Genomic DNA, 24371 nt, shown 5'->3' with positions numbered 1-24371 from the left:
TTATTAAGCGGCAACAAGTTCGTTCCGCAAGTTATCAGAGCACTCGGACAGCAGCTAGGACATTATACGGCATTGAAACCATGCATGCGATACACAAAGAAAGCCGAAAGAAGCTAGGCCTCTTCGGCTTTTCAGCGTATCAAGAAGTCGACCAATTGTTGGCGGCATAGGCTACAACCACTAAACACAGTCACTTTGTTCTGCGCTTAATTTCAACTTTGCACCAGAACCCCCCTACATGTTCGATGACTCCATTTTGTATAATGTGACATTAGGCCAAGACTATTCCAAAGAGAGCATACTCAAATGCCTTAAGATGGCCCAATTAGGTGATCTTGTTGCGGAAAAAGGACTAGGCTACATTGTTGGCGAACACGGTGGCAAGCTCTCCGGCGGTCAAATACAGCGCATTGAAATTGCCCGAGCACTCGTCCGTCAGCGTCCCGTCATATTGGCCGATGAAGTCACTAGCGCACTGGATGAGGAATTATCAAACAAAATTCATCACTTACTACTGTCGTTGCCTGCAACAGTAGTTGAAATTGCACATCACATTGCTCCAGAAATGGAAGCGAACTATGATTATGTCATCCATTTGGATGACGCATTGGCGCCTATTCCAGATAAAACAGAGAACTAGAGTCATCACAGCGCGGGCTCACACCAGACAATTTTCACCAAAGGTCTCTTCTTCCATCGTAGTTTGTTTCGAAGCTGGCGTTGAAGCGTCAGTGGGGTTCTCTATCTATGGAAAGGTCTTTGCTGGGATTGCTGCTTCAATTTCTTTGCTCATTTCAGGGGGTATCCAGGTATGCTTCTGCATTCACTGCAACTTGTCCCAGATGTTCATCGTTGCATGAATATCAGGAGCCGTCCTTATGATGACTCCAGCAGTCGGGCCTTCGTCGTCTACACCAAGCGCAATCATATCACCGTTGTTCAAGCCCATTGCCAAAAAAAGAGACCATTTCTGGCCTCAATTTAGCCCCTCAGTTTAGCCGTCAATGTAAACCTGGCTATCAATCTTCTTTTCGATCGATGATGTCGAAGTAAATGGTGCCTGCAATACCTATCACACCGACTGGAATACCATACCAGGGGCCTGCATCCGTAGCATAGATAATAACCATGAGGACACAGATTATTGGAAAGAAGACTGAACTTGTAGACATAAGACAACCGCCTTTCTACCCGACAAATACGGTGCGACGAATAGTCCTCAAAAGATTTGTGCGCGCTGTTTGTATAGTGCCTAACGTAGACTCTTCACCAGTTAAGGCTCTAATTCGGAGAAGTGAGCTTGTATAACGCATAGGTGTTCTTATGTTTGACTATTACGCACAATTGCTTTGCCGGATTTTTGAACGAATATGAAGCTCCTATGTCGGCGCCTTTGGTAGGAGTGTACGTAATGTTCTTTTTCCGTGTTGGATCAGTAACCACAACAAACTCTGCCTGCGGTGAAGCTTGAGTTCGCTCAACTATCTTTGTGCCACCAATGCCAATTGCTATTCCGAAGATCAGAGCTCCAAGCAACGTAACTATTTCCCTTATCCCCAGCCTTTTCATTAGTACCCCTAGCCTTTCATATTTACTCCTGTCAAGTGAATGATATCACAGTAATTTTAGTGAATCCATCTCGTTTTTGAAGCACCAACGAAAGATGATGAATATAGAGAATCCCAGAAGAGAACCTGATGTGTTCAAAATGATATCGGTTATGTCCCATAGCCGATTTCCTAGGTAAAAGTAAGACATTCCTAGCTGAACGAATTCAATAGCTAGGGAAATGAAAAAGCAAATCAAAATGTTGGACAACAATTTTTGCGCCTTGTTCCAGAAGAGAGCAACGAAAAATGCGAGGGGAGAAAGCATGACTATATTCCCTAAAATCCGCCTACCAGAATAGAGCCTCAGCTGGTCTATATCTAAATTAAACATTACATTTTCTTGCCCCAGGCCATTTTTATACACGCTAGCATGTGGACCAAATAGATTTATTGGAAAGAGTGTGACAGATAATAAAAAACATAAGTAGACCAAAAATAAGAACAATGCGATGAATTTTGGAAATGTCAATTTTCCTTTTCGCTTCAGAAAAAGAGAGACTAGGATGACAGATAGTACTAGTAATGGTACCAAGAACCAAGAATTTAGTCTTAACGGTGCTGCATACCAGCGGCCATTTTTTAACAATACCAAAGAGAACGCCATCCTTTCGCCATAGGTAAAGATTTATTCACACTTGAATGTTGCCATATCTGGTCTTCTGCCGTAATGCGTGCATTGATCTCGGTGTAGTCGTGGTTATCGAGCCAAGGTTGAATTTCCTCAAACAACAGAAGACAGAACTTGTCGTACTCTTCTGCGTTCAGGTCAACGCTTTGCCGCTGGCGACTGGTAAGGTAGAACTGCAACATATCTGCGACGAGGCATGGTTCATCTTTTTCGAGAAATTTTCTAGTAGCAGCAAATGGAAAAATACTGATGGCATGCGCAATCAGTTTATGTGTCATTATCTATTTGCTTTCAAGACTCCATGGAATCTGGAACACTGGAGAAAGACGGTGAGTATGAGTGCAACTACCGCGGCGTTATGTAATCCTTAAACTATTCTTTGCCCTTCTGCTTCCGGTGGTGTTCGCGTTTCTGGTATTTACCCCTCAAAGAATAACGAAAGTTAATAGTATTTCGACATATCGAAAAACTGAGAATCGCCTTGGTCGAAACCATAGGCTTGTACGAGTTTCTCCCAATCAAGTCATGACTACGCTGCATAGACCGGATAAATCTTTCTTAACCATATACGTTGGTAGAAGCACCTGTCCATACTGCCAACAGTTCATGGGAACCTTGGCCTCTAGTTTAAAGTTTACCGGTGAAACAGTGGGTTATATTGACAATTCGTCTCTCAACAATATACCATCAGTATGTACATTACGATATTTTATGGCGCATACAGTTTATTTACCAATACAGGCCAGAAATCTTGATATAAAAGTAAACAATAGCCGAAATAAATTACGCTTTAACCGCACTTATTACCCGTGATAAAATGCAGTTAGCAAGGATGTCAGTTACATCAATCATTATTTCAGTATTTTTCAATCATTAAACAAGTCTGACACATATCCAGATCAGTGTTTCACGCGTCTACCGCACCGCTGCGCCGCATATTTTCAGTCGTGAGACCAGCCTGGATCAAGTCAACAGATAGAGGAGATGACTAGTGATGAAAAAAGGGCGACTACTTTTGGGGCTTTGTCTTGGACTCAGCGCACTGTCGATTGGGGCGCCTGCCACCGTCTCTGCCAGCACTGACTTACTGACGAATCGCAACTACTACAAACTCGACAGCATCCACAAAGGCTTTTTGGACGAACCGATCTCTGAATCGGTACTGGGCAACGGTATCTGGGCCAAATTTCAGGTCGCCGTTCAAAAAAAGCTGATCACGTATACGCCCGGCATGACCTTCAACCAGTACTACTTGGCCAACAACATCTCGCCGGAAGATAATTTTACCGTTTACCCGAATCTGACGGACCAATACATCCCCTTACCCTCCGGTGCGTATTTGAATGCGAACCCCAATCCAAAAGGGGTCAAGGATCTCACGGGCAATGTCGTCGATTACTTGACCTACGTCGGCCCAACCGATGATCGCGGCGCCTATTGGGGAGACACCGAGTTGGCGGACCCTATCTTGTTCTCCCGGCTGACTGTCGGCAACCTACCGAACGCCGATAACCCGATGCTCATGAAGTTCCCCGACGGCACGTACCAGTTCCCCACCCAGATTGGGTATGGCGAAAGTGCAACTGCCAACGATTACATGTTGACGCCCCAGAATGACTTTGTGATCCCTACGCGGTACAACAAGGTCCGCGACGACGTGTACCTGACCATGCGAAGCCGGGCGTATTTCGGCGCCGGGTTGCAAGGGGCCCAAGCCTTTCTGAGCGCAACAACGAGTGACGGGCCAGTCGTCGGCTCGGCTGATAACGCGAAGCGCTACATCGACACCAGCACCAACGTGTTTCTCACCCAGCAAGGTTATGCCCAACTCGGCACATTGTCCAAGTTGATGGCCAACACCGTCTATACCCGCGCCAGCGCGTCACTGCAAAAAGTGGGCATCGATCAATTCAATGTCAAGATGAACGCTGGGATGAAGACGATCCAAGCCAATAGCCGTGTCGATGACATCGTTTCCGGGAATGGGGGACAGATCCAGCTGACTGGGTTCGACCGCGTGTCGCAGATCGACGACGCCTACCGTTCAGACAACGCGGCGCGACAAGCCGACGCGACCCATACGATCGCGGTCACTTACTACATGTACACGTCAGGTAACACGCACCAGACGGTCGTCACGCCGCTGGCCCCCAACGGCAATCACCTCTACTCTCCTAACGTTTCGGTATTCAAAATTCAGACGTCACGCCCTTACTTGACCGCCGCAGACGCGAATGACGCCCCAATCGCAGAAAAAACCGCGCTAGCCGACTTCGACCACGTCCTCGGTGCCGACAGCATCACGATCACCGACAATGGCCGCACCCCAGATGGGCAGCCCGTCGGCGTGGTCCCGGCCAACCTCAAGGTTCGTCTCAGCCTGGACGGCGGGCACACCTACACCGACACCGCTTACAGCCTGTCCGAACTGAAGGCAGCGCTTCAAGCACACACCTTTGACGCTCAGGCACTAACGCTTGCCTACACCTACGCCGCCGCGGATGCGAATGCCGCCAACATCGGCCAATTGCCCGATGAGATTGCGGACAACACGGGGGCCTACGCCGTCCCTTACGTTCGCACCGTGGCGCTCGCACCGCGCGTCAAAGGGGCCGTTGTCGTCAAGTACGTCGATGAGACGGGCAAGTCGATCGCGACCGACACCGTTCTCTCAGGTAATGTTGGTGATCCATACTCGACGAGTAAGAAGGATGTCCCTGGTTATACCTTTAAGGAAGTCCAAGGCAACCCAACGGGGAGCTTCACGGATCAAGATCAGACAGTTACCTACGTTTACACCAAGAACCCTGTAGCTGGTGGTAACGTCACCGCGAAGTATGTTGATGAAAACGGTAACCCAATTGCCGACAATGTCGTTTCCTCAGGTAATGTTGGTGATCCATACTCGACGAGTAAGAAGGATGTCCCTGGTTATACCTTGAAGGAAGTTCAAGGCAACCCAACGGGCAGCTTCACGGATAAAGACCAGACAGTCACGTACGTTTACACGAAAAATTCAACCACTGATAACAATGACGGTACTGGATCTGATCAGCCGGGCAATCCAGATAAAGCCCCTAATGTAGAAAAACCTGTTCCTAACCAACCAGGAAACCAATCCAAGCCTGGAAAATTACCTCAAACCGGTGAAAACGAAATTCAAAGTCAGACAATGTCGCTTTTGGGTATTTTGCTAGTAACGGTAGGCAGTTTGCTCAGCATGCTCAATATCAAGAAGCGCCGTAACGTTTAACCGTTTACCATCAAATTTACCCGTAACGGATATGAGCTGTTTAGAATAAGACCTTGGAGAATGTTGCAGATTCTTCGAGGCCTTTATTTTAAAAAATTGTACGGCACCTAGAGAGAAGGAATACATCGATGACAATCGGACAACGGCTACGTGAGATCAGAATTGGCTCTGGACAGACCATTGGTAAGCACCTAATAACAGACCGGATATGAATGCCAGCCTCTGGGCGATATGATTGCCTCATCACATATGGTGAGGTGATTTTTATTGGATGAGAAACCAGAGATTGTTCGTATCAAATTGGAAGAGGCTCAACGCCGGCAGACTCAGAGCGTTCCAGCAAAGGCGTTCCAGGTCAGAATCGGTGACAATAAGACCGTGGTGGTCTATGGCCGGATTCAAGGTTACATTCTAGAAGCCCTACTGAAAGCCGTGTTCAGCGATGCTCATTGATGTACGTAAGCTGGGTGGTATTTATCTGATCTGTGGCAAGACCGACTTGCGTCGCGGCATCGACGGTTTGGCCGGCGTGATCAAGGAAGAATATCAACTTGACCCATACAGTCGAGCACTGTTTTTATTCTGTGGCACACGCAAGGATCGGTTCAAGGCCCTCTACTGGGCCGGCGATGGATTTGTGTTGCTCTATAAGCGGATTGAAGATGGTCGACTTCAGTCGCCAACGACCCAAAGTGAGGTGAGAAAGCTACACGCAAAACAATTCGAACGGCTGTTATCGGGCTGGGGACTGGAGTCCACAGTTCGGCCTTACTGGCCACAAAGGAAGACGCCGAATTCTGGCAAAGTGTCCACGAAAAAGTGCTAGAAAGCCCGTCATATCAGTGGTACACTCAGCCCATCTTGATTGAAACGAAGGCGACACTTCATGGCAGAAGCGACTGAAGAACTGCTTCGGCAGCTCCTGGAGCAATCTCAGGAGACGTGTAAGCAGTTAATGGCAGATAAACGCGAACAAGCCAAGCAGCTCCAAGCTTTGACTGAACAAGTCGCATATCTGACTCGGAAACTCTTTGGTGCCCACTCTGAGAAGCTGACAGATCCAAACCAGCTCTCATTGTTGGAGGACGAAGGTGTTTTTACCGACCCAGAGCAGACTGGGAACCAAAGCGAAGAAACAGTCGTCACGCTAGCGAAGCGTAAGCCCAAGAAAAAGCGCGAGGAAACCATCGATCCGGCTCTCCCGGTGCGAGAGACCATCATCGAACCTGACCGCGATCACTGTGAACATGGCCACGCCCTAACCAAGGTGGGTAAGCATTTCGTCCGCGATGTCGTGCATTACAAGCCAGGCTATCTATTCGTTGAGCGGATCTACGAAACGCGTTACAAGTGCACGGATTGTGAGCGTACCGATGGCGAGGCTCACTTATATCAAGGCGTCGCACCGCAAGCTCTGTTTCCTCATAGCCTGGCGACACCGTCATTGGTAACCGAGGTGCTTCACCAGAAGTATACGCTTGGCACGCCGCTGTACTGCCAGCGCCTGGAGTGGCAAAGAGCGGGGCTTACGCTTAGCGAAACCACCATGACCAACTGGGTAATCAAAGCCGCCAACCTGGTCAGGCCGGTCTATGACCTGATTCATGCCCGGCTAGTGGCGCATAAGTTCTTACAGGGCGACGAGACGCCGTTCCAGGTTCTGCGTGAGCCAGGCAAGGCGCCCCGCAGCAAGTCCTACATCTGGGTTGCGCGCACCACCCGGCTAGCCGAGCACCCGATGACCTACTACGGTTACGGCAACACCCGTTCAGGTAAGTTCGCCCAGAATCTCTATCGAGGCTTTACCGGCGTCCTTCAGTGTGACGGCTACGCCGGCTACAACCTCCTGGGTGACAGCGTGGTGCGGGTGGGGTGTTGGGCGCATGTGCGGCGCAAGTTCTTCGATGACGCCGCCAAGGTCAAAGGCTGCTTTACCACAACAAAGCCGCTTGCCATGCTCGATGAGATGTTTGCGCTAGAGGCCAAGTGGATCCTGCTTGAGCCGGCGGAGCGACTGCGGCGGCGTCAGGTGGAACTGAAGCCGGTGATTGATGCCTTTTGGGCCTGATGCGATGCGGCAGACGCGGCCCCAAAGTCGCGGCTTGGTCTAGCGCTAACCTACGCCAGAAACCAGCGGCAATTGCTCAACCGGGTGCTAGATTACGGTGAAGTTGAGTTGAGCAACAATGCGTCCGAACGGAACATGAAGTCCTTCGTCATCGGCCGCAAGAACTGGCTTTTCGCCACCAGTCCCAAGGGAGCGGAGGCCAACGCAATCTGGATGACGCTGGTGGAGACTGCCAAGGCCAACGGGCTCGATCCGAGGAGCTACATTGAATAACTTCTAGAGAAACTATCTCAGTATCGCGCCGAACCTACTGAGGAACAGTTGGCAGCTTATTTGCCATGGCACCAGAACGAGACTGCGGCAAAGCAGATTGCTTAAGCAACAGCGCACCCGCCACCGGGTTTATTCGATGACGAGTGCGCTGTTTTTTAAAATACGGTCGGTTATTAGGTGCTTACCAAGAGATTGACGCCTACGTTGAACAACTGAATAACCGACCACGCAAGGTCTTAGGCTGGAAGACACCATCAGAAGTCTTCATGGGTAAAAAGTTGCACTTGAGTTGACAATTCGTCGGTAATTGATGAACTGGTGTGCCAGATGGGTATCCGCCGAACCCCTGTTACAATGCGAATTTGGCGGCGCCTCAAGATTTCATATTCTGACGAAATGATGGATTGGGTGTGCCATCCACATTTTCACTTTTCGCTCGAAAGCGCCGGTGCATCAATGTTTCTACCCTGTGTTCGGGCAATTTTGTTTTATTTAGTACCCCCCTGTTAGAGTACTGGGGGTATGGGCGGCCGGCTGACGCCGACCGCTCTTTGCTCGCGCTTGCGCCTTTCGCGCTGCACGGCGCGCGCGGCAAAGTGGCGAGACAGAAACGGCGATCATCCTTGTTTTAGATGACCGCCGATAAGATATCCTTGGATGAAGTCGTGGCACAGAGATGGCACACTTCAAAGTGTTTTCGTTGATTTTTGACGTTATTAGCTCTGCTGAAACGCCGCTAGCTCGCTATTCTTACCTCAACCTATATGAGGGCTTGTTTTCACGTGAAACAAAAAGGCGATCAACCTTGTGCGCACCTGCGTCGGGTTGACTGCCTTTTTGGTTGGTATCAACAAGAAAGGCTTGCCTTAATTGCGAGTTTTCCCGCTATAATAAGCAGTTTGGCCGATTTCCTGTTTGGCGTCGCTCCACAGGAAAATTTGGGTTTTCTGACTTGCATCATCAATTCTGACTAAGGCATCTTGCTCAGGAGTTTTGAACGCGTACATCGTTTGGTCATCGTTCACCTTCTTGGCCCGATAAATCTTATTGTGAGCTCGCAGCGTTTGAACTGAGAGCTGACCAAAGACTTTGGCAGCCGCTTTGATCTGCTGCTTCTTTTCGCTGGCAGTGCGAGTCGGTTTGCTTTTCAGTAAACCACCAAAGTTGCCTGCAACCACTTTTTGATTGGCATCGAATCGAATACTGCCCGCCGGATATGCCCAGTAATTGTCCTGCCGATCTTGAGGCGCGCCTAAAGCCTGTTTGACGGCAGCTTCCGTCATACCGACGTGGAGACTTTTTTGGGCCTTGGTCATTTTTGGTGTTTTGGCGGCCCTGGTTTGCAACGGTTGGTTATTGTAGCCGGTGTTGTCATCGACATAGCCGGTGATGCCGCGCAGTAAGCCAGCGGCTAGGAATGCGCCTAAAATGACAACGATACGCCGTTGGTACCACGGTTTGGTTGAATTAGCTTTCATAATGACCTCGTTTGCTAAGTAGAATGTGACAAGCTACAGTTCTACTGTTTAACACGATATCAGTGGTTTTGCAACCGGATACATTTCACCTGGCGCTACGAAAAACGGGAAAATAAAAATAATTAAATAACAATCAAGCGGCAGAGTTCAACTGAAATTCGGTGCTACCAGTTTTGGGTACCGTATATAGAAAGTGATGTGTCATTTAAATTTTGACAAGATAACAAATTGACATTCTTAAGCGCGTAATCTGGGCAAAACCCCCGTTAAATTAACTTTGACAACTATTCGAAACATGCTAACATGTGAGAGTAAACGTTTACAAATCTTGAGAAGGTGAATAACCCAAGAAATCTTCCAGAATAAACAAGGTGAATATCTTGCTAATTTCACAAGTATTGAACAACAACGTCGTACTCGTTGAAGATGGGCAAGATCAACAGAAAATTATCTGGGGCCGCGGAATAGGCTTCAAGGCGCATGCGGGCCAAAGCTATACGTTGAAAACAAGTGACCGCGTGTTCTCTGCCGTTCCAACGGATGACGATAAATGGCTCGACAAGTTCACAGAGCTCTCTGGCAAAATCCCGCGAGAGTACTTCGAGCTCACAGAAAAAATCATCCAGCTGGCGCAAAGCCAAATTGATGCCGATTTCGATGAGCACTTGTTGATACCTCTGACCGATCACATCTTCTTCGCGGTTGAACGCTTCAAGATGGGATTGAATCTCGCTAACCCCATGCTGTATGATCTCAAGCGATTTTTCGCGAAAGAGTATGCAGTGGGGAAAGAGGCGCAAGAGATGATTCACCAGCTCTCTGGTGTGCCAATCTCTGACAATGAAGCTGGCTTCATCGCCATTCATTTGGTGGAACATGAGATTCAAAACTCACATAGCTCGGTGACGAACTTTTCCAACTTTTTGGAAATCACGACAGATGTCAACAACATCATCGAAGCGGCGTTTGGCCGTAAGTTCTCAGATGACAGCATTGCTGTCAATCGGCTCATGACCCATCTGCATTTTCTGATTTTACGTAGCAGCTCAAAGCACGCCACAACCACTTCGGCTGATGATAGCGCACTGCTACAGTCTTTAAAGCGCGGGCACCGGCGCGCAGGGAATTGCCTAGATCAAGTGGTCAGCTACTTGGAGAATAAGCTTGATTACAAGTTTACCGACTCCGACCGGCTGTACCTATTGATCCACATTGTTCACATAACTGAATAAGGGCTTGTAACTTTAAGTAGGCAATACCCAACGACTACAGCTCAGCCAGTCATGGCGGGTTGTGGTTGTTGGGCATTTTACATTTTTAGACTAATTTTTGAGAGGAGCATCAATCATGGACACCGCACAAACCACAGAAAGTCGAAAGACTCGCTTTTATGCGTTTATGCAAAACCTAGGGAAGTCCTTCATGTTCCCAATTGCTACTTTATCCGCAATGGGGATTCTTGTTGGGTTAGGGAGCGCATTTACCGCGCCATCAATGATGGATCGGCTGCCATTTTTACAAATTCATTGGGTTAATGTCATCTTTTCGTTTATGAACACGGTTGGGGGCTTTGGGTTTACGTATTTGCCAGCCATGTTTGCAATGGCCTTGCCGTTCGGCTTGGCCAAGCGTAACAAAGGCGTTGGCGCTATTGCCGCCTTTGCAGGGTATATTTCTCTGAACCTGGGCATCAACTTCATGCTACAACAACAAGGCAAGTTGGTGGCCGCAGCCAAGATGCAACAGGCCGGCCAATCCATGGTGCTGGGAATTCAGTCCCTTGAAATGGGGGTTTTAGGTGGGATCCTTGTCGGGTTAATCACCTACTTCCTGCTTGAACGCTACCAAGAAGTCAAATTGCCTGATGCCTTTTCCTTCTTCGGTGGCATTCGGTTCGTACCGATTATCTCGGTCATCGTTGAGTCCTTTGTCGGTTTGGTAATGCCATTCATCTGGCCGATTTTCCAAAGTGGGATTGTCGCATTAGGCCACGGTATTCGCGCCGCAGGGATCTTCGGACCTTTCCTGTATGGGCTTGCGCTGTCCGTGCTGAAGCTGATGGGCCTGCACCATATTCTTTTGGCCATGATTCGCTTTACTGATGCCGGCGGGACTGCCGTTGTTGCTGGTAAAACCGTCAATGGCGCGCTGAACATTTTCTACGCGCAGCTGAACGCTGGGGTGCCGGTTTCCGGTAAAGCCACGGCCTTCTTGTCCCAAGGCTTTATGCCAACCTTCATGTTTGGCTTGCCAGCTATCTGCTTGGCCATCTACCTGACGGCGCGGCCAGAAAACCGCGACCGGATTAAGGGGCTGCTGATTTCTGCAACCTTGGTGGCTTTCGTTTCTGGGATCTCCGAACCAACCGAATACCTCTTCCTGTTTATCGCACCAATGCTGTATGTGTTCCACACCTTCATGCAAGGGCTGTCTCTGTCTGTGATGGCGTTACTTGGGGCCCACATGGGGAATACCGATGGTGGCGTGCTCGACTGGATTTTGTTCGGCTGGTTGCAGCCTAATTCCAAGTGGTGGTTGTTAATCCCAGTCGGCGCCGTCTGGTTCGCCATTTACTTCTTCTTCCGTTGGTACATTCTGAAAAAAGATGTCAAAACGCCTGGACGTGAAGCGGAAGGCGCAGCAGTTATGACGAAAGGGGCCGGGATTTACGATCCAGGCATTATCCTTGGTGCCTTAGGTGGGGCTGCCAATATCGTTTCACTGGATAACTGCGTCACTCGCCTGCGTCTGGAAGTTAAGGATCCAAGCAAGTTGAATGACGATGTATTGAAGCAATCTGGTGCCTTGGCGGTGATGAAAGCAGAGAAGTCTGTTCAAATCGTTTATGGTGCTCAGGTGCAAAGTGTTAAAGATGGGGTCGAAAAGCTCATGGCGAGCGGCGGCGCTCCAGCTTAGAAGGGACAGCATAGCATGACACAGTATGATTTTGATACGTTAGCTGATCGGTCCATTGATAATGCGCGTAAGTGGGATTCGGGTATTGTGCACAGTAAGTTTCCCAAGGTGCGTGAAGACTTCATTCCGCTTTGGATTGCGGATATGGATTTTCAGGCGGCCCCAGAAATTCGCCAAGCCTTGAGTCAGATGGCCGACAATGGCGCTTACGGCTATACCTACTCCACAGAGCGCTGGTATCAAAGCGTGATCAACTGGCAGCAAACGCGGCATGGTAATCATGTCGAGAAGGATTGGATTACGTTAGGCTACGGGACCGTGCCTAACATGCATGTTCTGATTCAAGCCCTGCTCGGACCTGATGACAGTATCCTGCTCAACACGCCAGTTTATGGGCCATTTGCTTATGCTGCTGAACACAACCAACGTCGGGTGTTAACGGTGCCGTTGATCAAAAATGGCACGCGTTACGACATGGATTGGGATCAGTTGGAAACGACGATGGCTACCCAACATCCTAAGCTGACGTTCTTCTGCAACCCGCACAATCCATCCGGGCGGATGTGGACAAAAGATGAGATTATCCGGTATGCTGAGTTATGTTTGAAGTATCATGTGCTACTGGTGTCAGATGAAGTCCATTCCGAGCATATCATGCAAGGCACTTTTGTTTCGGCACTGCAGTTGCCAGAGAAGTATCTTGATAATCTGGTCATGTTCACTTCGCCTAACAAAGCCTTTAATCTCGGCGGGTTAAAACTTTCCTATTCTATTATTCCCAATGCAGAGTTGCGGGGCATCTTCCGCAAGCGTTATGCTGCCAATTCGGTAACATCTCCGAATGTGCCGGGTCAAATTGCCATGACCGTGGCATACGAGGAATGCGGCGACTGGTGTGATCAGTGTGAGGCTTACATCCGCGAGAATTTGCGGATTACCGCTGATGCGATTAAGCGCGATTTTCCGGGATGGGAACTGATGGATATGGATACGTCTTATCTGCCTTGGGTTGACGTTGCTGGCTCTGGCATCGACATGCACACCATTGCGAAGACCATGGCTGAAGATGCCGGCGTCGTGGTCGGGATTGGTGACGATTACGTGGCCAATGCTGATGACTTCCTGCGCTTGAACCTTGGCACCTCGCATGCCGTGATTGAGGAAGCCATGACGCGAATGGCGACGACCTGGCAAAAAATGATCAAATAATCGAATTGGAGTGAAATAGGATGTTCAAGTTATTCAAAAAAGCCGTTAAACAAGTTTCGTTCTCAGCCCCGGCCACCGGCCAATCAATGCCGATTACCGCGGTGTCAGATGACATGTTTTCACAGAAAATCATGGGGGACGGCTATGCCGTAAAACCGGACAGCGATGAGCTGTATGCGCCAGTGAGCGGCACCATAACATCAGTTTTCCCGACGAAGCATGCTATTTCATTCAAAACACCAGAGGGCTTAGAAGTGCTGCTTCATATGGGTGTCGATACCGTGGAACTGAAAGGCGCGCCATTTACGCTCACTGCTGAAGAAGGCCAAACCGTTAACGCTGGTGATGCCTTGGGCACGATGGACCGCGCGCAGGTGGCAGCAGCCGGTAAGTCTGACGAACTGATTGTTGTTTTTACGAACAAAGATCTGATTTCAAATGTGCCAGTGGTCGGCACTGCTGCGGTTAATCACGGGGATGCATTAGGCATGGTGACGCTGAATAGTTGATAGCCAACCAAGCTAAGTTCCGGTGATGAGCTTGAACTTAATCCGCTGCGTTGGAAGGGTTATTACTTCGTTTTCACGTGAAACAATCAGGCCAATGAGCCAAAAATGGCGACCAGCCGCATGCGCACTGCGCAGGGCTGGTCGCCATTTTTGATGGCTTAGCGACTAAGGAAGAAATCGTCGTCTGAGGTCTGTTGAATAATGACGGGGCGTAAGCTAGTTTGTGCCTGGTCAATAACATGCGCCAAGGCTGCGGCATCGGTTGGCGGCGCGAGTACGATTTGCAGCACTAAGGCCAGATTCATGCCGCCAACCAGTCTGACATTCGGCAGATCGAGCAACTTCATGGCGGCGTTACACATCGACCCGCCAACGATATCCGCCAATACCAGGACGTCTTGGTCTGGGGTGATGGTGGTCTTGATGGCATGGATGATGGTCTCGGGCTGGTCACCTGGCATCAGGCCATAAGCCTCCAGATTCGCCTGTGGACCAGCAATCATCTCAACTGCCGCCTTCATGCCTGGCGCTAGTTGATTATGTGAAACCAAAATTATTCTTGTCATTGTACCGTTACCCTCCTGGTTGTTCGAATCCCTATAAGCAAAAGGCGTGCCAATTTATGTCGAGCCCGCAATCAAGTATGTTGGGATTGCACTGACAGGTGGGTTAGGCTTCAAACACGATATCGTACAAATAATTCAGCTCGCTCTCAGGCACCTTCACCGCATAGGTTGATTCGATGTCAGCTAGGGCCCGCCGTAGCTGAGCCAAGCCTTGCACCCGCTCGTCCGGGTTTTGAGGCGAATAATCCAAAGGCTTGTCATTACGAATCAAGCGCTCAATTAGCGCCGAAATATGCACATATAAGGTCGCTCGTTGGTTGTTTGAGAGGTGGATCTTAGCTCCATCTTCCAAACGCTCAATCATCGCGCCGACAGAGGCAATCACCTTGTGGACGTCCAAAATCGTGACGGCCGATAACAGGCGCTCAATTGAAACATTTTGGATCAGCTTTTCGTTGATGCTGGTTAACACATCTTTGTCTTCGATGGTTGGAAACAGCTGATGCAAGACTTTGGAATCTTTGGTTGAGACCAGCGTTTCTAGCGAAATGAAAGGCACAGCATCCAGCTGGGGGTCGTTAGTGCCAACAATCGCCACCACATCATATTGCTTGAACATTGGGGCAGTTTCGCGGTATTTACGCAGGAAGGCATAATCCACGGCTTCCACCTTGTAGTCGACATCTGGCGGGATACTGTTCTCGAGGAGGGTTTGAATCTGACGTGCAGAGCCGACACCAGTGTGGCAGGTGGTCACAATCATTGGGGTTTTCTCAATGACAGGGTAGGTCAGCTTATATTGCGGAAGCAGTTTATCTTGAGCCCGGCGCCCGATTTCATCGATAGCGGCGCCTTGTTGAATCATTTCACCAACCAGCAGGGCTTCTTGCGTTGACACGTTGTTAATCAAGAGCAAGGGACCGTTCACCAAGTCGCCAAGCCGTTCTGGCAGGACCATCAAGGAGCCCATGTCGACGAGGACAATCAAGCCTTTATGGCAATCATACTTTTTGACATATTCCACCAAGAACCGTTTGACCTGATCCACCGAAACGGTGAGTGGCATGTCATAGGCGTCAAACACCTTGTGGTTAAGGAATTGATTGACGACATCCGCAATGGAGCTGGCAGTGGAGAAGCCATGCGCCAGAATTAAGGCATGTTGACCGGTTTCGATAGTGTTCAGTTCCAACGAAAGTAAGTAACCCAGCAATAACAGACGATTGAACGCGTCAAGGCGAAAATCCAACTGGGTGCGCACCAGGTCCAAGAAGGCCTTCAACACCTGATTTTCCACGGTGGCATTTTCGGCTAAGACGGTGAGTAGGTGCTCAATCTTCGCCTCATTGGCTGGCGGCAGCGCCATTTCGAAATCGTGCTTCCGGTACATGAAGTTGGCAATCGCGACGACGGCGTTGCCTTTGATTTTCACAAAAAAACTCGAGTTCAAATAGTCGAACAGTTTCTGAATCAAGGCGGTCATGTATTTCAGCGATTCATTTTCAAAGCGCTTGTCTTGATGCACCATCTGATCCATTAACGCTGCGGACTCCCGCGCGACTTGCTTCCGCACCATCGCCGCCGTGATCTTATGGGCCTGCAAGTCGCTATCGACTTGCAAGAATTTTTGAATTAAGAGATTGACCAAGGCGTTATCGTCGTGCCAGGCCTTGATGTAATCAGATAAAACACTTTGTGGGGTGAAAGTCACCGGTTCTTGAACGATGGTTTCTTGCTCATTAACGGCCAACAGATCAGTGAGCAGGCCATTACCGATATTTTCGGTGGTCATCACCATGTGCTGTTTGTCGTCAGTTTTCGAGAAAACGCGGGCGCACAGGATGCGAATATCGGTTTTCAGCTCACCAATGTTGGCCTTGTAAGTATGGTTATAGAGGCGATTAATAATCCATGGGCTGACGGTGACGGTCATGTTGAGGCGGTTGGCCTCCTCGATAAATGAGGCATAAATGTGCGAGCGCAGTTCAATCTTTGAGCGGTCATTCAGATTGGGAATCTTAACGGCAATGGGGATGCGCCGCATGAAGGTTTGTAAGAACGTGCCTTGGAGGTCTTCCGTGGTGGCAAAAATCAGACGGACATTGCTGTGCCGTAGCACCCCGGTGTCACCCATGCGCTGGAATGTACCGGTGTCCATAAACGAGAACAACTTTTCCTGACTCTCTGGGTCGAGCCGGTGACACTCATCCAGGAACAAAACGCCGCCATTGGCCTCTTCCAGCAGACCTTTCATGTCGGTAACGGCGCCGGTGAAACTACCCTTGGCATAGCCGAATAAATTGCTCGATAACAATTCTGGATTGTGATAATACTGGGCACAGTTCAACGTCAAAAACGGCGCGTTCTGGCCAAGGATGCCTTCTTGCCGGCAATACTCATAAGATAACCGGGCTAAATGACTTTTCCCAACGCCGGTATTACCTGACAAGATGAACGGCAAGCCGTTGGGCGGATAGGCGAGCGCGGTGATGATGCGCTCAATGTCTTCTTTCATACTTTGGTCGCTGCCGATAAAGGCCTTGAAGACATTATTATGCCTGACTTGCTCATGCTCCAGTTCCTCAAGCGAGGCATAGACATCGAGCTTAGGCGCAAAAAATTGCGCGGAAAAAGCCTCGCGATCAGCAAAATAAGTCGGGCGTGATTTGATTTGCACGACTTGCCGTTGTTTTAACAGCTCATTGAGATATTGGCTGGTGGTATTGCGGCTCAGCGATACCGCCTGGGCAATCATCTCGGTGGTGATTTGGGTGAGGTCTTGCAAGCTGGATGCAGCTTGGGTGGCTTGCCGCACTTCGGCTTGGACTTGCGAAATACCCATAACGTCCTCCTTCGACACATCTTTTATTGCTTAACATTCTGTCGAAAACATCATAGCATCTATTCAGATATTCACAAGCACCATTTGTAAGCGCTACACCATAGAAATTAATTTTAGGCCGGTCCCGTGCGGCTTAGCGCGTTTTCGCCAAAAGTTGGCACCGTACTTGCTTAAGCCTTAGTGAAGGCCTAAATTATTTTTCTGCAGAAATTATCAAGAGGTGAGTTTATTGATCAAAATGTTGAGAATCGACGAGCGGTTGGTTCATGGGCAAGTGGCACTGATTTGGAGTCGCAATCTAGGGGTTAACCGCATTATTGTGGTCAACGACAAAGCGGCCAATGACCCGATTCAGACGGCATCGTTAAAAATGGCAACGCCGGATACGATGAAAGCCATCGTGTTAACCCGAGAAAAAGCTAAGCAAATGTTTGTCGATCCCCGGGTCCAAGCCTTAGATGTCTTGATTGTGGTGAATAATCCCCAAGATGCCCGCTTTGTGACAGAGCATTTGGCGGGTATTCCTAGGGTGAATATCGGTAACTTTGGTCGCGTTGGGACTGCAGACAAGAAAGAGTATACCGACAATCTTCGCCTCAGCGATCAAGATGTCGCTGATCTACAAGCAATCGAAGATAGTGGAATTACCGTTAATTACCAGATAGTTCCTGATCAACCACTAATTCCGTTTGACAAACTTATTCGTAAAGGAGCTTAAACATGGTTATTCAAGCCTTACTTATTGCCATTATCATGTTCCTCACTAAATTCCTTGACTGGGGCTTTTTCAACATTAACATTCGCCCAATCTGGATTGGCCCATTAGTTGGGTTAGCACTTGGGGATTTGCGCGAAGGCATCTTAATGGGGGCGGCCATTGAAGCCGTCTTTCTTGGCACCTTTAGTGTTGGGGGTTCTGTTCCTTCTGACATTTCTTCCGCCGCAGTTTTTGGCACAGCATTCGGGATTTTGCTGAACAAAGGCACTTCTGCTGCCGTGGCCCTGTCAATTCCAATCGGCTTACTCGCCGTTTTGCTGTTTAACTTAATTGCCGGTGTCATCTTTAACTTCGTCGTTGACTTTGAAGATCGGGCAATTAACAACCACAATGACAAGCTTTTCACTGCGGCCCATTATTTTGCCATCATCTTTTATCCGCTGGTGTTCGGGATTGCCGCTTTCATCATCATGATGGTTGGGGTTGAACCCGTTAAGAACCTGATGGATAACATGCCAGCGTTCGTTAACAATGCGTTGACTGCGATGTCTGCAGCTTTGCCTGCCGTTGGGATGGCGATCCTGGTTAACTCCATGTGGGACAAACAGCTGATTCCATTCTTCTTCATTGGGTTCGTACTGGCGGCTTACCTGAACCTGGGCACCATGCCAATTGCCGTTTTAGGCGCTGCCTTTGCGGTTTACTACATCCTGACCGATTTCAGCAAGCGCAAGAACCACCAGAATCCTGATGGTCCAGCTGCCGGCAAGTCTGGCAACGCTAATTCCGAAGAAATGGAGGACTTCCTATCGTGAGTAATCAAACTAAAGATCTGACCGCAGAGGATAAGAAAAACATTCATAGCATTTTCTGGCGCGGTTTCACCGTCATGGGTGAAATGACGTATGTGCGGATGCAAGGCCCTGGTTTCGGTTGGACGATGATGCCACTGATGCGTAAGCTCTACAAGGACGATGACCAATACTACGCCGCGGTGAAGCGCCACATGCAGTACTTTAACACCAACCCGGTCTTCCTGCCTTTCCTTCAAGGCATTGTGTATCAAATGGAAAAGGAAAATGCCGAGAAGCCCGTTGAGAATATTGAGGAAAGTGTCCAAGGCTTAAAAGTTGGCCTGATGGGTCCTTTGGCCGGGTTAGGCGACTCCTTCTTCACTGGGACTTGGCGGGTCATCACGACTGGGGTGGCCTTGGGGCTGGCCGCTAAGGGGAATATCCTTGGCCCAATCCTGTTCCTGCTACTCTTCCATATTCCGTATTACCTGGTCCGTTACTATGGTGGGGTTTTGGGCTATAAAGTCGGCGCGAACTACATCGCCGAAGCCCAATCGAGTGGGTTACTCAAATCGATCACCAAGGGTTGCTCAATGCTTGGGCTGATCATGATCGGCGCGATGAGCTTCCTCAATGTGCCCCTGAAGTTTACTGTTAACACCAAATTCGGTGGAGTGCCATTCAAACTCCAAGATACGCTTGACGGGATCTTGAAAGGGATTGTGCCACTGGCTGTTATCTGGTTCCTGATTTGGTTGCTCCGGAAGAAGAAAGTCTCCACAACGGCGGTCTTGATTAGTGTCATTGTTGTTTCTGCCGTTCTTGGTGGCCTGGGCATTATCATTTGAGGTTAGGCATATGATTATCGAAGGTACCTATTTTTCTAAATCGCTCTCTCGCCATGCCAGTTATGTGGCAGTGTTGCCGAAAACACTGACGCCGAATACCCATGTTTTGTTCCTCCTTCATGGGGTCAACGCCAATGAAAAGGCCTGGCTGGTCAATACCCCTTTACCAGATCTCGCTAATGAAAACAACATTGCTTTCTTCTGCCCCAATGGTGAAAATAGTTTCTACACCGACCATCAAGACGGTGAAGATTATGGTACCGCGATTGGTCAAGAATTCTATGACGCGATGGCAGCAACGTTTCGGCTAGACTTCTCTTACCTCAACGTCGCGCTGGCCGGCTACTCCATGGGCGGGTATGGCGCGGTTAAACTAGGCTTGCAGTTTCCTTACTACAGCGCGCTTGGCGCCTTCTCGCCAGCGTTCATCTTCTATAAGCGTCATCGGGGTGATCCGGTGTTCAAACATGTTTTCGCCAAAGGCCTCGAAGGCAGCGAAAACGATGCGGTTTATCTCTACCAAAAGCGGCTCGAAGCAAGTCAGCCACTTCCTCAGATTCGCTTGTATTGTGGGGATGCCGATCCACTGGACGAACATACGAGAGCGTTCAAGCAAGCGGTTGACGCAATGGCGCCAGCACCGCTGGCTTATCAGCAGCAACACGGCTTCCATGATTTCTCGCTGTGGCGGCCGGCATTGACCGACTTCATTGCGCATCTTTGGCACTAACACGGTGATACAATTCAAAGTAACAAATTTTTAACGAGACTTGAAGACATCCAGATGGCGTCATCTGGGTGTTTTTTTGTGGCTCGGTGCTGAGCACTCACTGCCGTTGCGCCTTATTCGCTGGTGCACGCGGTTAATAGCCGGGTAAAAGGGGAGTGGCCCGCTGGGTTGAGGCCTTTCCTAACAGTGAATAGGGCCTTTCAGCAGGAAGCAACCTTGGTTGGTTTCGGTATGAGGGTTGAATGCTGGTGCCAGCGTTTTGCCTGCTGACGGGGAAACCCTTGATGGCGTGGCTACTTCGACAAGCAAACGAGGCGACTGTGCTCTGACTTGATCGCGCGGTGACAGCTATGATGAGCTGGCACTAAAACCCTGCGTGACGTGTGCTTTGACTGGCTGAAGCGCGTGCTTTGAATGCAGCGGAATTGAAGGGAACTGGTGATATTGGCTTGATTAAGAAAGACTCCAGAAGCTACATCGACCAGTCGCAGCGCCAACCACCGTCTTGCCACTGCTGGCTGATGGCAGGGCATCTGGCTAGACTAGCAGCCGGTGAAACGACACAAAAAGAGCTGGTAGGCGTTTGCCTATCAGCTCCAATCTGAAAATATCGGTTAGAAAGGTCCGGATTAAGCGCGCTTGCGGTAAAGGCTGAATCCAGCGGCCATCAGTGTTACGACCAGCAGTCCTACCCCAGTCAATAGCGAGGCTTTGTGGTTACCGGTTTTGGGAAGCGCGTTGGTGCTCAGCTTGCTCTTAGCGGCCGCAGCGCTGATATTTTTGTGGCTCTGCGCTGTAGGTTTGGTTGCTCCGGTGGCGTGGCCTTTGGCTGTCGTGGTGGCCGTAGCCTTGCCATGATCAAAACTACTGTCAGTGCTAGTCGTAGTTTTGTCGTCGGTGGTTGGTGTAGTGGTGCCAGTTTGCGGCTTGTTATCAGTAGTTGCAGGCGCTTTTGGCTCATCAAGAAGGGCTGGTACGGTCAATCCAGCAGCGCCTTGGTTGACTTCGCTGCGCTTGCCAAACAAGTGAATGTCGGCAAAGCTGGCAATCCCAGGCCAGGCGGGGTCAGTGGCTGGCCCAGGTTCGTCGACTTGAATCTTGATGTAACGATAGGCCACTTTTTGCTGTGCTTCAGCGATCGGCACGTTTTGCATTTGATTGTCTAACTTGGTGGTGGCGGTAGTTAGCTTCGTCCAAGTCTTGCCATCGTTGGAGCCATAAAGATTGGCGCCTTGGGTGCGATTAGGGAAACCGGTCCGCGCCAAGAAGCTAGCACCAGTGATGGTCACTTGATAGTCGGTGCCGAAGTCTAAGACGGCAGGGGTCATCCAATCGCCACCGTAACTGGCTGGGTCATCGTCGACTAAATTGCTGGTGGAGAAGGTCAGCTTGCTGTCAATGGCGCCAGTTTTATCTAACAAATTGGCTTGGGCCAAGTCGGTGTAAGCCGCATAGTTGAGACTGCCATCCTTCAGGGTTGGATTGAGTAATTCGGCTTGCTTGATGGCGTCGGCGTAGGCTTGTAAGGCAGTTTGGAACTCCGCGTCATCGCCACTCTTAAGCAACGCTTTGACGTGATCGGCCGCTTCATTAAGCTTAGTGAGTGAAGCAGTGGTGTAAACGCCACTGGCTAGCGTCTTCGTGGTGTTGTTGTAAGCCTGAGTGCGATTGTCTTCAACCGTAATCGTGAAGGTTTTGGTGATGGTCCGTTGCCCATTGGTGGCTTGAAGAATAACGGGATAAGTGCCCGCCGTTGTTGCGTGGTAAGTCATCGTGCCATCTGCAGCGAGCGTCAATCCTTTCGGTCCATCAATCAGCGAAAGCTTGGTCGCGTTAGTCGCCGTCAGTTTTTGCGTTAGCGTTTTGCCTGTAAACAGCGCCACGTCCCGGGTATTTTCGCTGAAAACCGGCAAAGCGGTAGCGTCCGTGTAGCAGCCAGCATTGAACGTGACTTTGGTGTTTTGCTTACCAATGACCGCAAAGAAGTCGAGATTAGCTTGACCGCCTTTGGTTGGGTAAGCAATCGTGATCCATTCGTTATGCGTATCAGGCAGCGCAATGGTTTGATAAACCAGATTTGGTTTATTGTTACTGCTGATTAAGAGTTTAGCCTGGCCATTGGTCTTGAGCTTCAGGGCAAAATAGCCATCTGCTGGTTTAACTAAACCAGTTAAGGCCACTTGGGAACCACCGCGGCTAGTGGTGGTGTCCTTAGGATACAGGGCATCATAAGCAGTTTCTTTGATGCTGCTTTGGTCTTTAGCAGCGGTGACCGTGATGCCATCCTTATCGCGAGTCGCCAAAGTTGTGTCTAACGGCGTCCCCAATTGGCTGAAGCTGACATCACTGGTTTTGCTGATTGTGCCTGGGAAAGTGTCCGTCGCGGTAGCTTTGGCTGCTGGCATCGAAAGCCAGTAATCGGTCCCGATTTCGGTGATTTTGTTGTCACTGTATGCGCCCCAGTAATTCAAGGCCGTTGTGCCTTCGTAGAACGTGGTGCCATCCAGGTGTGTGGCTTGGGTGGTAATAGCCGGGTAAAGCTTGGCAATTTCCGCTGGGCTCATGCCTTCTTGGAAGCGATAGTAATCATAGATTTCGCTTGAAAGGTAAGGCTTGTTCGTCCGGCCGCGACCATCGGTGCTGACGGCGCCGCCGAAGTCGATGAGATTCTGCACGCCATCGGCCTCGATAGAAGGATGAGTGGCGTCGCCTTTTTGCGATACTTGAATCCAAGGAATCGTTTCACCTGAGTTGTAGCGGTAAAATTGCTCCGCTCCGGCAATCAGCCGATTATTGCCAAACGCATAAGGATCAACGGCATTGGTAGCAGTTGACGCAGTGCCGGTAGTGGGATCAACCTTGGTGCCTTGGTTGTTAATGATGCGAGCTAGGCCAGTCAGACAAAAAATATCATCTTTTGAGTGGTTGGCATCGCGGCCCATTTCCAAATGTTGAATGAAGTCGACGCCAACTGGGTTGCGCGGATCATCGGCGGTCATCTGATGAAACATGTTGTTGAGCGCCCCGTTGATATTAGGCCGACTGGAATTGGCGTTGATAAATGTTTGTTCCACGTAGTCATTGTACGCGGTGCGGTCATCTTTGAAGATGGCTCCAGCAAGTGCGCCAGTTAACGGGTACAGGTGTTGGGCGAGGTATTGATCTTTGATTTTGATTAGCAACTTTGAAGTGAGTGGATCAATCAGGTTGTTGATCAATTTCGAGTTATCTGTATCGGTCCAGGCCAACTGTACGGTATTGCCCTGATCATCGGTGTAAGTAGGCGTTGTCACTGACGTGTATTTGAGCAACTCCGCGGCACTCACGAGATAATAAAAGGGTACTGGGGCGTGGATGTGCGCATCAGCGTAATACTTGAAACCATTAGGATCCATGTTTTCCCAGATTCGTACAAGCCGAATGGCGTTGTACCGATATTGTGAATCACCAGTTAAATAATAAAGTACGGCTTGCGTATAGGCTCGAAAACCGTCTGCGCTAAGCGTCAACTCCTGGCCAGATGAGGTGAAAGTGGGATCCTTTGGCGTATCAAAGGTTCCCGCCTTTAAATTGGCGGCCTGGAAAGTGGTGCTGGCGTAGGGACTTTCGAGCATTCCTTGATAGTATGCTGTCCATGGTTGTTTGCCTGCGGCTAATTCGTCGCGGGTGTTTTGGAACTGGCTGGGATCCACACTGATGGCTGGGTGCAAAAAACCGTCAGACCTGGTGATGTTGAGCTTGACCGTGTCTGAAATGGCGGGCGTGGTAGCGGCGCTGGCGTCGTGTGACGGTAATAGGGCAATACTACCCAGAGCAACGAGCGTCACAGCGACACCGCGCCACCAGGCTCGATGTTTGATAGAAAATGACATTTATCTCTCCTCCTAGAAAGTTTTAATACAACTAGGGATAAGCAAGAAAAAGGCCAC

At 49.6% G+C, this 24371-nt stretch carries 19 protein-coding genes and 2 pseudogenes; 15 read left to right on the top strand and 6 right to left on the bottom strand.

Annotated features, from left to right (window positions below; all coding sequences use genetic code 11):
• Positions 1 to 238: 238 nt before the first annotated feature.
• The gene (locus tag AAA927_RS10930; protein ID WP_338217858.1) at positions 239 to 640 is read left to right on the top strand and encodes an ATP-binding cassette domain-containing protein; all 402 of its coding nucleotides are present in this window, start codon (positions 239 to 241) and stop codon (positions 638 to 640) included.
• Between the two features lie 974 nt (positions 641 to 1614).
• Here the strand turns inward: AAA927_RS10930 and AAA927_RS12905 are convergent.
• Together AAA927_RS12905 and AAA927_RS10925 are read right to left on the bottom strand one after the other, a co-directional pair.
• On the bottom strand, positions 1615 to 2214 hold the full coding sequence (locus AAA927_RS12905) for a VanZ family protein (RefSeq protein WP_366150662.1): 600 nt from the start codon (positions 2212 to 2214) through the stop codon (positions 1615 to 1617).
• On the bottom strand, positions 2190 to 2516 hold the full coding sequence (locus AAA927_RS10925; protein ID WP_338217857.1) for a hypothetical protein: 327 nt from the start codon (positions 2514 to 2516) through the stop codon (positions 2190 to 2192). Before AAA927_RS10925 ends, AAA927_RS12905 begins: the two co-directional genes overlap by 25 nt.
• Here AAA927_RS10925 and AAA927_RS12900 point away from each other — a divergent pair.
• The 6 genes and pseudogenes from AAA927_RS12900 to AAA927_RS10900 all read left to right on the top strand — a co-directional run.
• Positions 2493 to 2609 (top strand): DUF2599 domain-containing protein, encoded by a 117-nt coding sequence (locus tag AAA927_RS12900; RefSeq protein ID WP_366150663.1) that lies wholly within the window; start codon positions 2493 to 2495, stop codon positions 2607 to 2609. The genes AAA927_RS10925 and AAA927_RS12900 overlap by 24 nt on opposite strands.
• A 623-nt stretch (positions 2610 to 3232) precedes the next feature.
• The gene (locus AAA927_RS10920; protein ID WP_338217856.1) at positions 3233 to 5491 is read left to right on the top strand and encodes a MucBP domain-containing protein; all 2259 of its coding nucleotides are present in this window, start codon (positions 3233 to 3235) and stop codon (positions 5489 to 5491) included.
• A gap of 267 nt (positions 5492 to 5758) precedes the next feature.
• On the top strand, positions 5759 to 5944 hold the full coding sequence (locus AAA927_RS10915) for a hypothetical protein (protein ID WP_338217855.1): 186 nt from the start codon (positions 5759 to 5761) through the stop codon (positions 5942 to 5944).
• A complete protein-coding gene (gene tnpB / locus AAA927_RS10910; RefSeq protein ID WP_338217854.1) occupies positions 5934 to 6317 on the top strand; it encodes an IS66 family insertion sequence element accessory protein TnpB in 384 nt (127 codons plus the stop codon). The genes AAA927_RS10915 and tnpB overlap by 11 nt, the downstream gene beginning before the upstream one ends.
• Positions 6318 to 6377: 60 nt before the next feature.
• Positions 6378 to 7832, top strand: a pseudogene (gene tnpC / locus AAA927_RS10905) (IS66 family transposase).
• 185 nt (positions 7833 to 8017) lie between these two features.
• Positions 8018 to 8125 (top strand): annotated as a pseudogene (locus AAA927_RS10900) (IS30 family transposase); the annotation flags it as partial.
• A 573-nt stretch (positions 8126 to 8698) separates the two neighbouring features.
• On the opposite strand, the gene AAA927_RS10895 reads toward AAA927_RS10900, so the two are convergent.
• The gene (locus AAA927_RS10895; protein ID WP_338217853.1) at positions 8699 to 9310 is read right to left on the bottom strand and encodes a hypothetical protein; all 612 of its coding nucleotides are present in this window, start codon (positions 9308 to 9310) and stop codon (positions 8699 to 8701) included.
• 371 nt (positions 9311 to 9681) lie between these two features.
• Here AAA927_RS10895 and AAA927_RS10890 point away from each other — a divergent pair, with 371 nt between their 5' ends.
• From AAA927_RS10890 to AAA927_RS10875, 4 genes are all read left to right on the top strand, one after another.
• Positions 9682 to 10542, top strand: a complete 861-nt coding sequence (locus AAA927_RS10890; RefSeq protein ID WP_338217852.1) for a PRD domain-containing protein — start codon at positions 9682 to 9684, stop codon at positions 10540 to 10542.
• 115 nt (positions 10543 to 10657) lie between these two features.
• Complete coding sequence (locus tag AAA927_RS10885) at positions 10658 to 12226, top strand: PTS transporter subunit EIIC (RefSeq protein WP_338217851.1); 1569 nt, start codon at positions 10658 to 10660, stop codon at positions 12224 to 12226.
• Between the two features lie 15 nt (positions 12227 to 12241).
• Positions 12242 to 13435: a MalY/PatB family protein gene (locus AAA927_RS10880; RefSeq protein WP_338217850.1), complete on the top strand. Its 1194-nt coding sequence runs from the start codon at positions 12242 to 12244 to the stop codon at positions 13433 to 13435.
• A 20-nt stretch (positions 13436 to 13455) separates the two neighbouring features.
• Complete coding sequence (locus AAA927_RS10875) at positions 13456 to 13944, top strand: PTS sugar transporter subunit IIA (protein ID WP_338217849.1); 489 nt, start codon at positions 13456 to 13458, stop codon at positions 13942 to 13944.
• Positions 13945 to 14102: 158 nt separating this feature from the next.
• Here AAA927_RS10875 and AAA927_RS10870 read toward each other — a convergent pair whose 3' ends face one another.
• Both AAA927_RS10870 and AAA927_RS10865 read right to left on the bottom strand, forming a co-directional pair.
• Positions 14103 to 14510: a PTS sugar transporter subunit IIA gene (locus AAA927_RS10870; RefSeq protein ID WP_338217848.1), complete on the bottom strand. Its 408-nt coding sequence runs from the start codon at positions 14508 to 14510 to the stop codon at positions 14103 to 14105.
• A gap of 103 nt (positions 14511 to 14613) precedes the next feature.
• Positions 14614 to 17352 carry a sigma 54-interacting transcriptional regulator gene (locus tag AAA927_RS10865; RefSeq protein WP_338217847.1) on the bottom strand — a complete coding sequence of 913 codons (2739 nt, stop codon included), beginning with the start codon at positions 17350 to 17352 and terminating at the stop codon, positions 14614 to 14616.
• Positions 17353 to 17590: 238 nt separating this feature from the next.
• Here AAA927_RS10865 and AAA927_RS10860 point away from each other — a divergent pair, with 238 nt between their 5' ends.
• From AAA927_RS10860 to AAA927_RS10845, 4 genes are read left to right on the top strand one after another with little or no spacing between them, the layout of a single operon-like run.
• Positions 17591 to 18070, top strand: a complete 480-nt coding sequence (locus AAA927_RS10860) for a PTS sugar transporter subunit IIB (RefSeq protein WP_338217862.1) — start codon at positions 17591 to 17593, stop codon at positions 18068 to 18070.
• A 2-nt stretch (positions 18071 to 18072) separates the two neighbouring features.
• Positions 18073 to 18885 carry a PTS mannose/fructose/sorbose/N-acetylgalactosamine transporter subunit IIC gene (locus tag AAA927_RS10855; protein ID WP_270235355.1) on the top strand — a complete coding sequence of 271 codons (813 nt, stop codon included), beginning with the start codon at positions 18073 to 18075 and terminating at the stop codon, positions 18883 to 18885.
• Positions 18882 to 19712, top strand: coding sequence for a PTS system mannose/fructose/sorbose family transporter subunit IID (locus tag AAA927_RS10850; RefSeq protein WP_338217846.1), 831 nt, complete (start codon positions 18882 to 18884; stop codon positions 19710 to 19712). Before AAA927_RS10855 ends, AAA927_RS10850 begins: the two co-directional genes overlap by 4 nt.
• A gap of 10 nt (positions 19713 to 19722) precedes the next feature.
• Positions 19723 to 20442: an alpha/beta hydrolase gene (locus AAA927_RS10845; RefSeq protein ID WP_338217845.1), complete on the top strand. Its 720-nt coding sequence runs from the start codon at positions 19723 to 19725 to the stop codon at positions 20440 to 20442.
• Between the two features lie 629 nt (positions 20443 to 21071).
• Here AAA927_RS10845 and AAA927_RS10840 read toward each other — a convergent pair.
• Complete coding sequence (locus tag AAA927_RS10840) at positions 21072 to 24314, bottom strand: LPXTG cell wall anchor domain-containing protein (RefSeq protein WP_338217844.1); 3243 nt, start codon at positions 24312 to 24314, stop codon at positions 21072 to 21074.
• Positions 24315 to 24371 lie beyond the last annotated feature (57 nt).

The sequence above is a fragment of the Lacticaseibacillus salsurivasis genome, assembly GCF_036246225.1.
Lineage (GTDB): Bacteria > Bacillota > Bacilli > Lactobacillales > Lactobacillaceae > Lacticaseibacillus > Lacticaseibacillus salsurivasis.
The sequence above is the reverse complement of the archived record's forward strand: the minus strand, read 5'-3'. Positions and strand labels throughout refer to the sequence as shown.

Excerpts from the sequence above, each read along its gene's own strand:
- AAA927_RS10870 (WP_338217848.1), bottom strand. The coding sequence starts at position 14,510 with ATGACAAGAATAATTTTGGTTTCACATAATCAACTAGCGCCAGGCATG.
- AAA927_RS10920 (WP_338217856.1), top strand. The coding sequence starts at position 3,233 with ATGAAAAAAGGGCGACTACTTTTGGGGCTTTGTCTTGGACTCAGCGCA.
- AAA927_RS12900 (WP_366150663.1), top strand. The coding sequence starts at position 2,493 with ATGCGCAATCAGTTTATGTGTCATTATCTATTTGCTTTCAAGACTCCA.
- AAA927_RS10930 (WP_338217858.1), top strand. The coding sequence starts at position 239 with ATGTTCGATGACTCCATTTTGTATAATGTGACATTAGGCCAAGACTAT.
- AAA927_RS10860 (WP_338217862.1), top strand. The coding sequence starts at position 17,591 with ATGTTGAGAATCGACGAGCGGTTGGTTCATGGGCAAGTGGCACTGATT.
- AAA927_RS10925 (WP_338217857.1), bottom strand. The coding sequence starts at position 2,516 with ATGACACATAAACTGATTGCGCATGCCATCAGTATTTTTCCATTTGCT.
- AAA927_RS10855 (WP_270235355.1), top strand. The coding sequence starts at position 18,073 with ATGGTTATTCAAGCCTTACTTATTGCCATTATCATGTTCCTCACTAAA.
- AAA927_RS10875 (WP_338217849.1), top strand. The coding sequence starts at position 13,456 with ATGTTCAAGTTATTCAAAAAAGCCGTTAAACAAGTTTCGTTCTCAGCC.
- AAA927_RS10885 (WP_338217851.1), top strand. The coding sequence starts at position 10,658 with ATGGACACCGCACAAACCACAGAAAGTCGAAAGACTCGCTTTTATGCG.
- tnpB (WP_338217854.1), top strand. The coding sequence starts at position 5,934 with ATGCTCATTGATGTACGTAAGCTGGGTGGTATTTATCTGATCTGTGGC.
- AAA927_RS10895 (WP_338217853.1), bottom strand. The coding sequence starts at position 9,310 with ATGAAAGCTAATTCAACCAAACCGTGGTACCAACGGCGTATCGTTGTC.
- AAA927_RS10840 (WP_338217844.1), bottom strand. The coding sequence starts at position 24,314 with ATGTCATTTTCTATCAAACATCGAGCCTGGTGGCGCGGTGTCGCTGTG.
- AAA927_RS12905 (WP_366150662.1), bottom strand. The coding sequence starts at position 2,214 with ATGGCGTTCTCTTTGGTATTGTTAAAAAATGGCCGCTGGTATGCAGCA.
- AAA927_RS10880 (WP_338217850.1), top strand. The coding sequence starts at position 12,242 with ATGACACAGTATGATTTTGATACGTTAGCTGATCGGTCCATTGATAAT.
- AAA927_RS10865 (WP_338217847.1), bottom strand. The coding sequence starts at position 17,352 with ATGGGTATTTCGCAAGTCCAAGCCGAAGTGCGGCAAGCCACCCAAGCT.
- AAA927_RS10845 (WP_338217845.1), top strand. The coding sequence starts at position 19,723 with ATGATTATCGAAGGTACCTATTTTTCTAAATCGCTCTCTCGCCATGCC.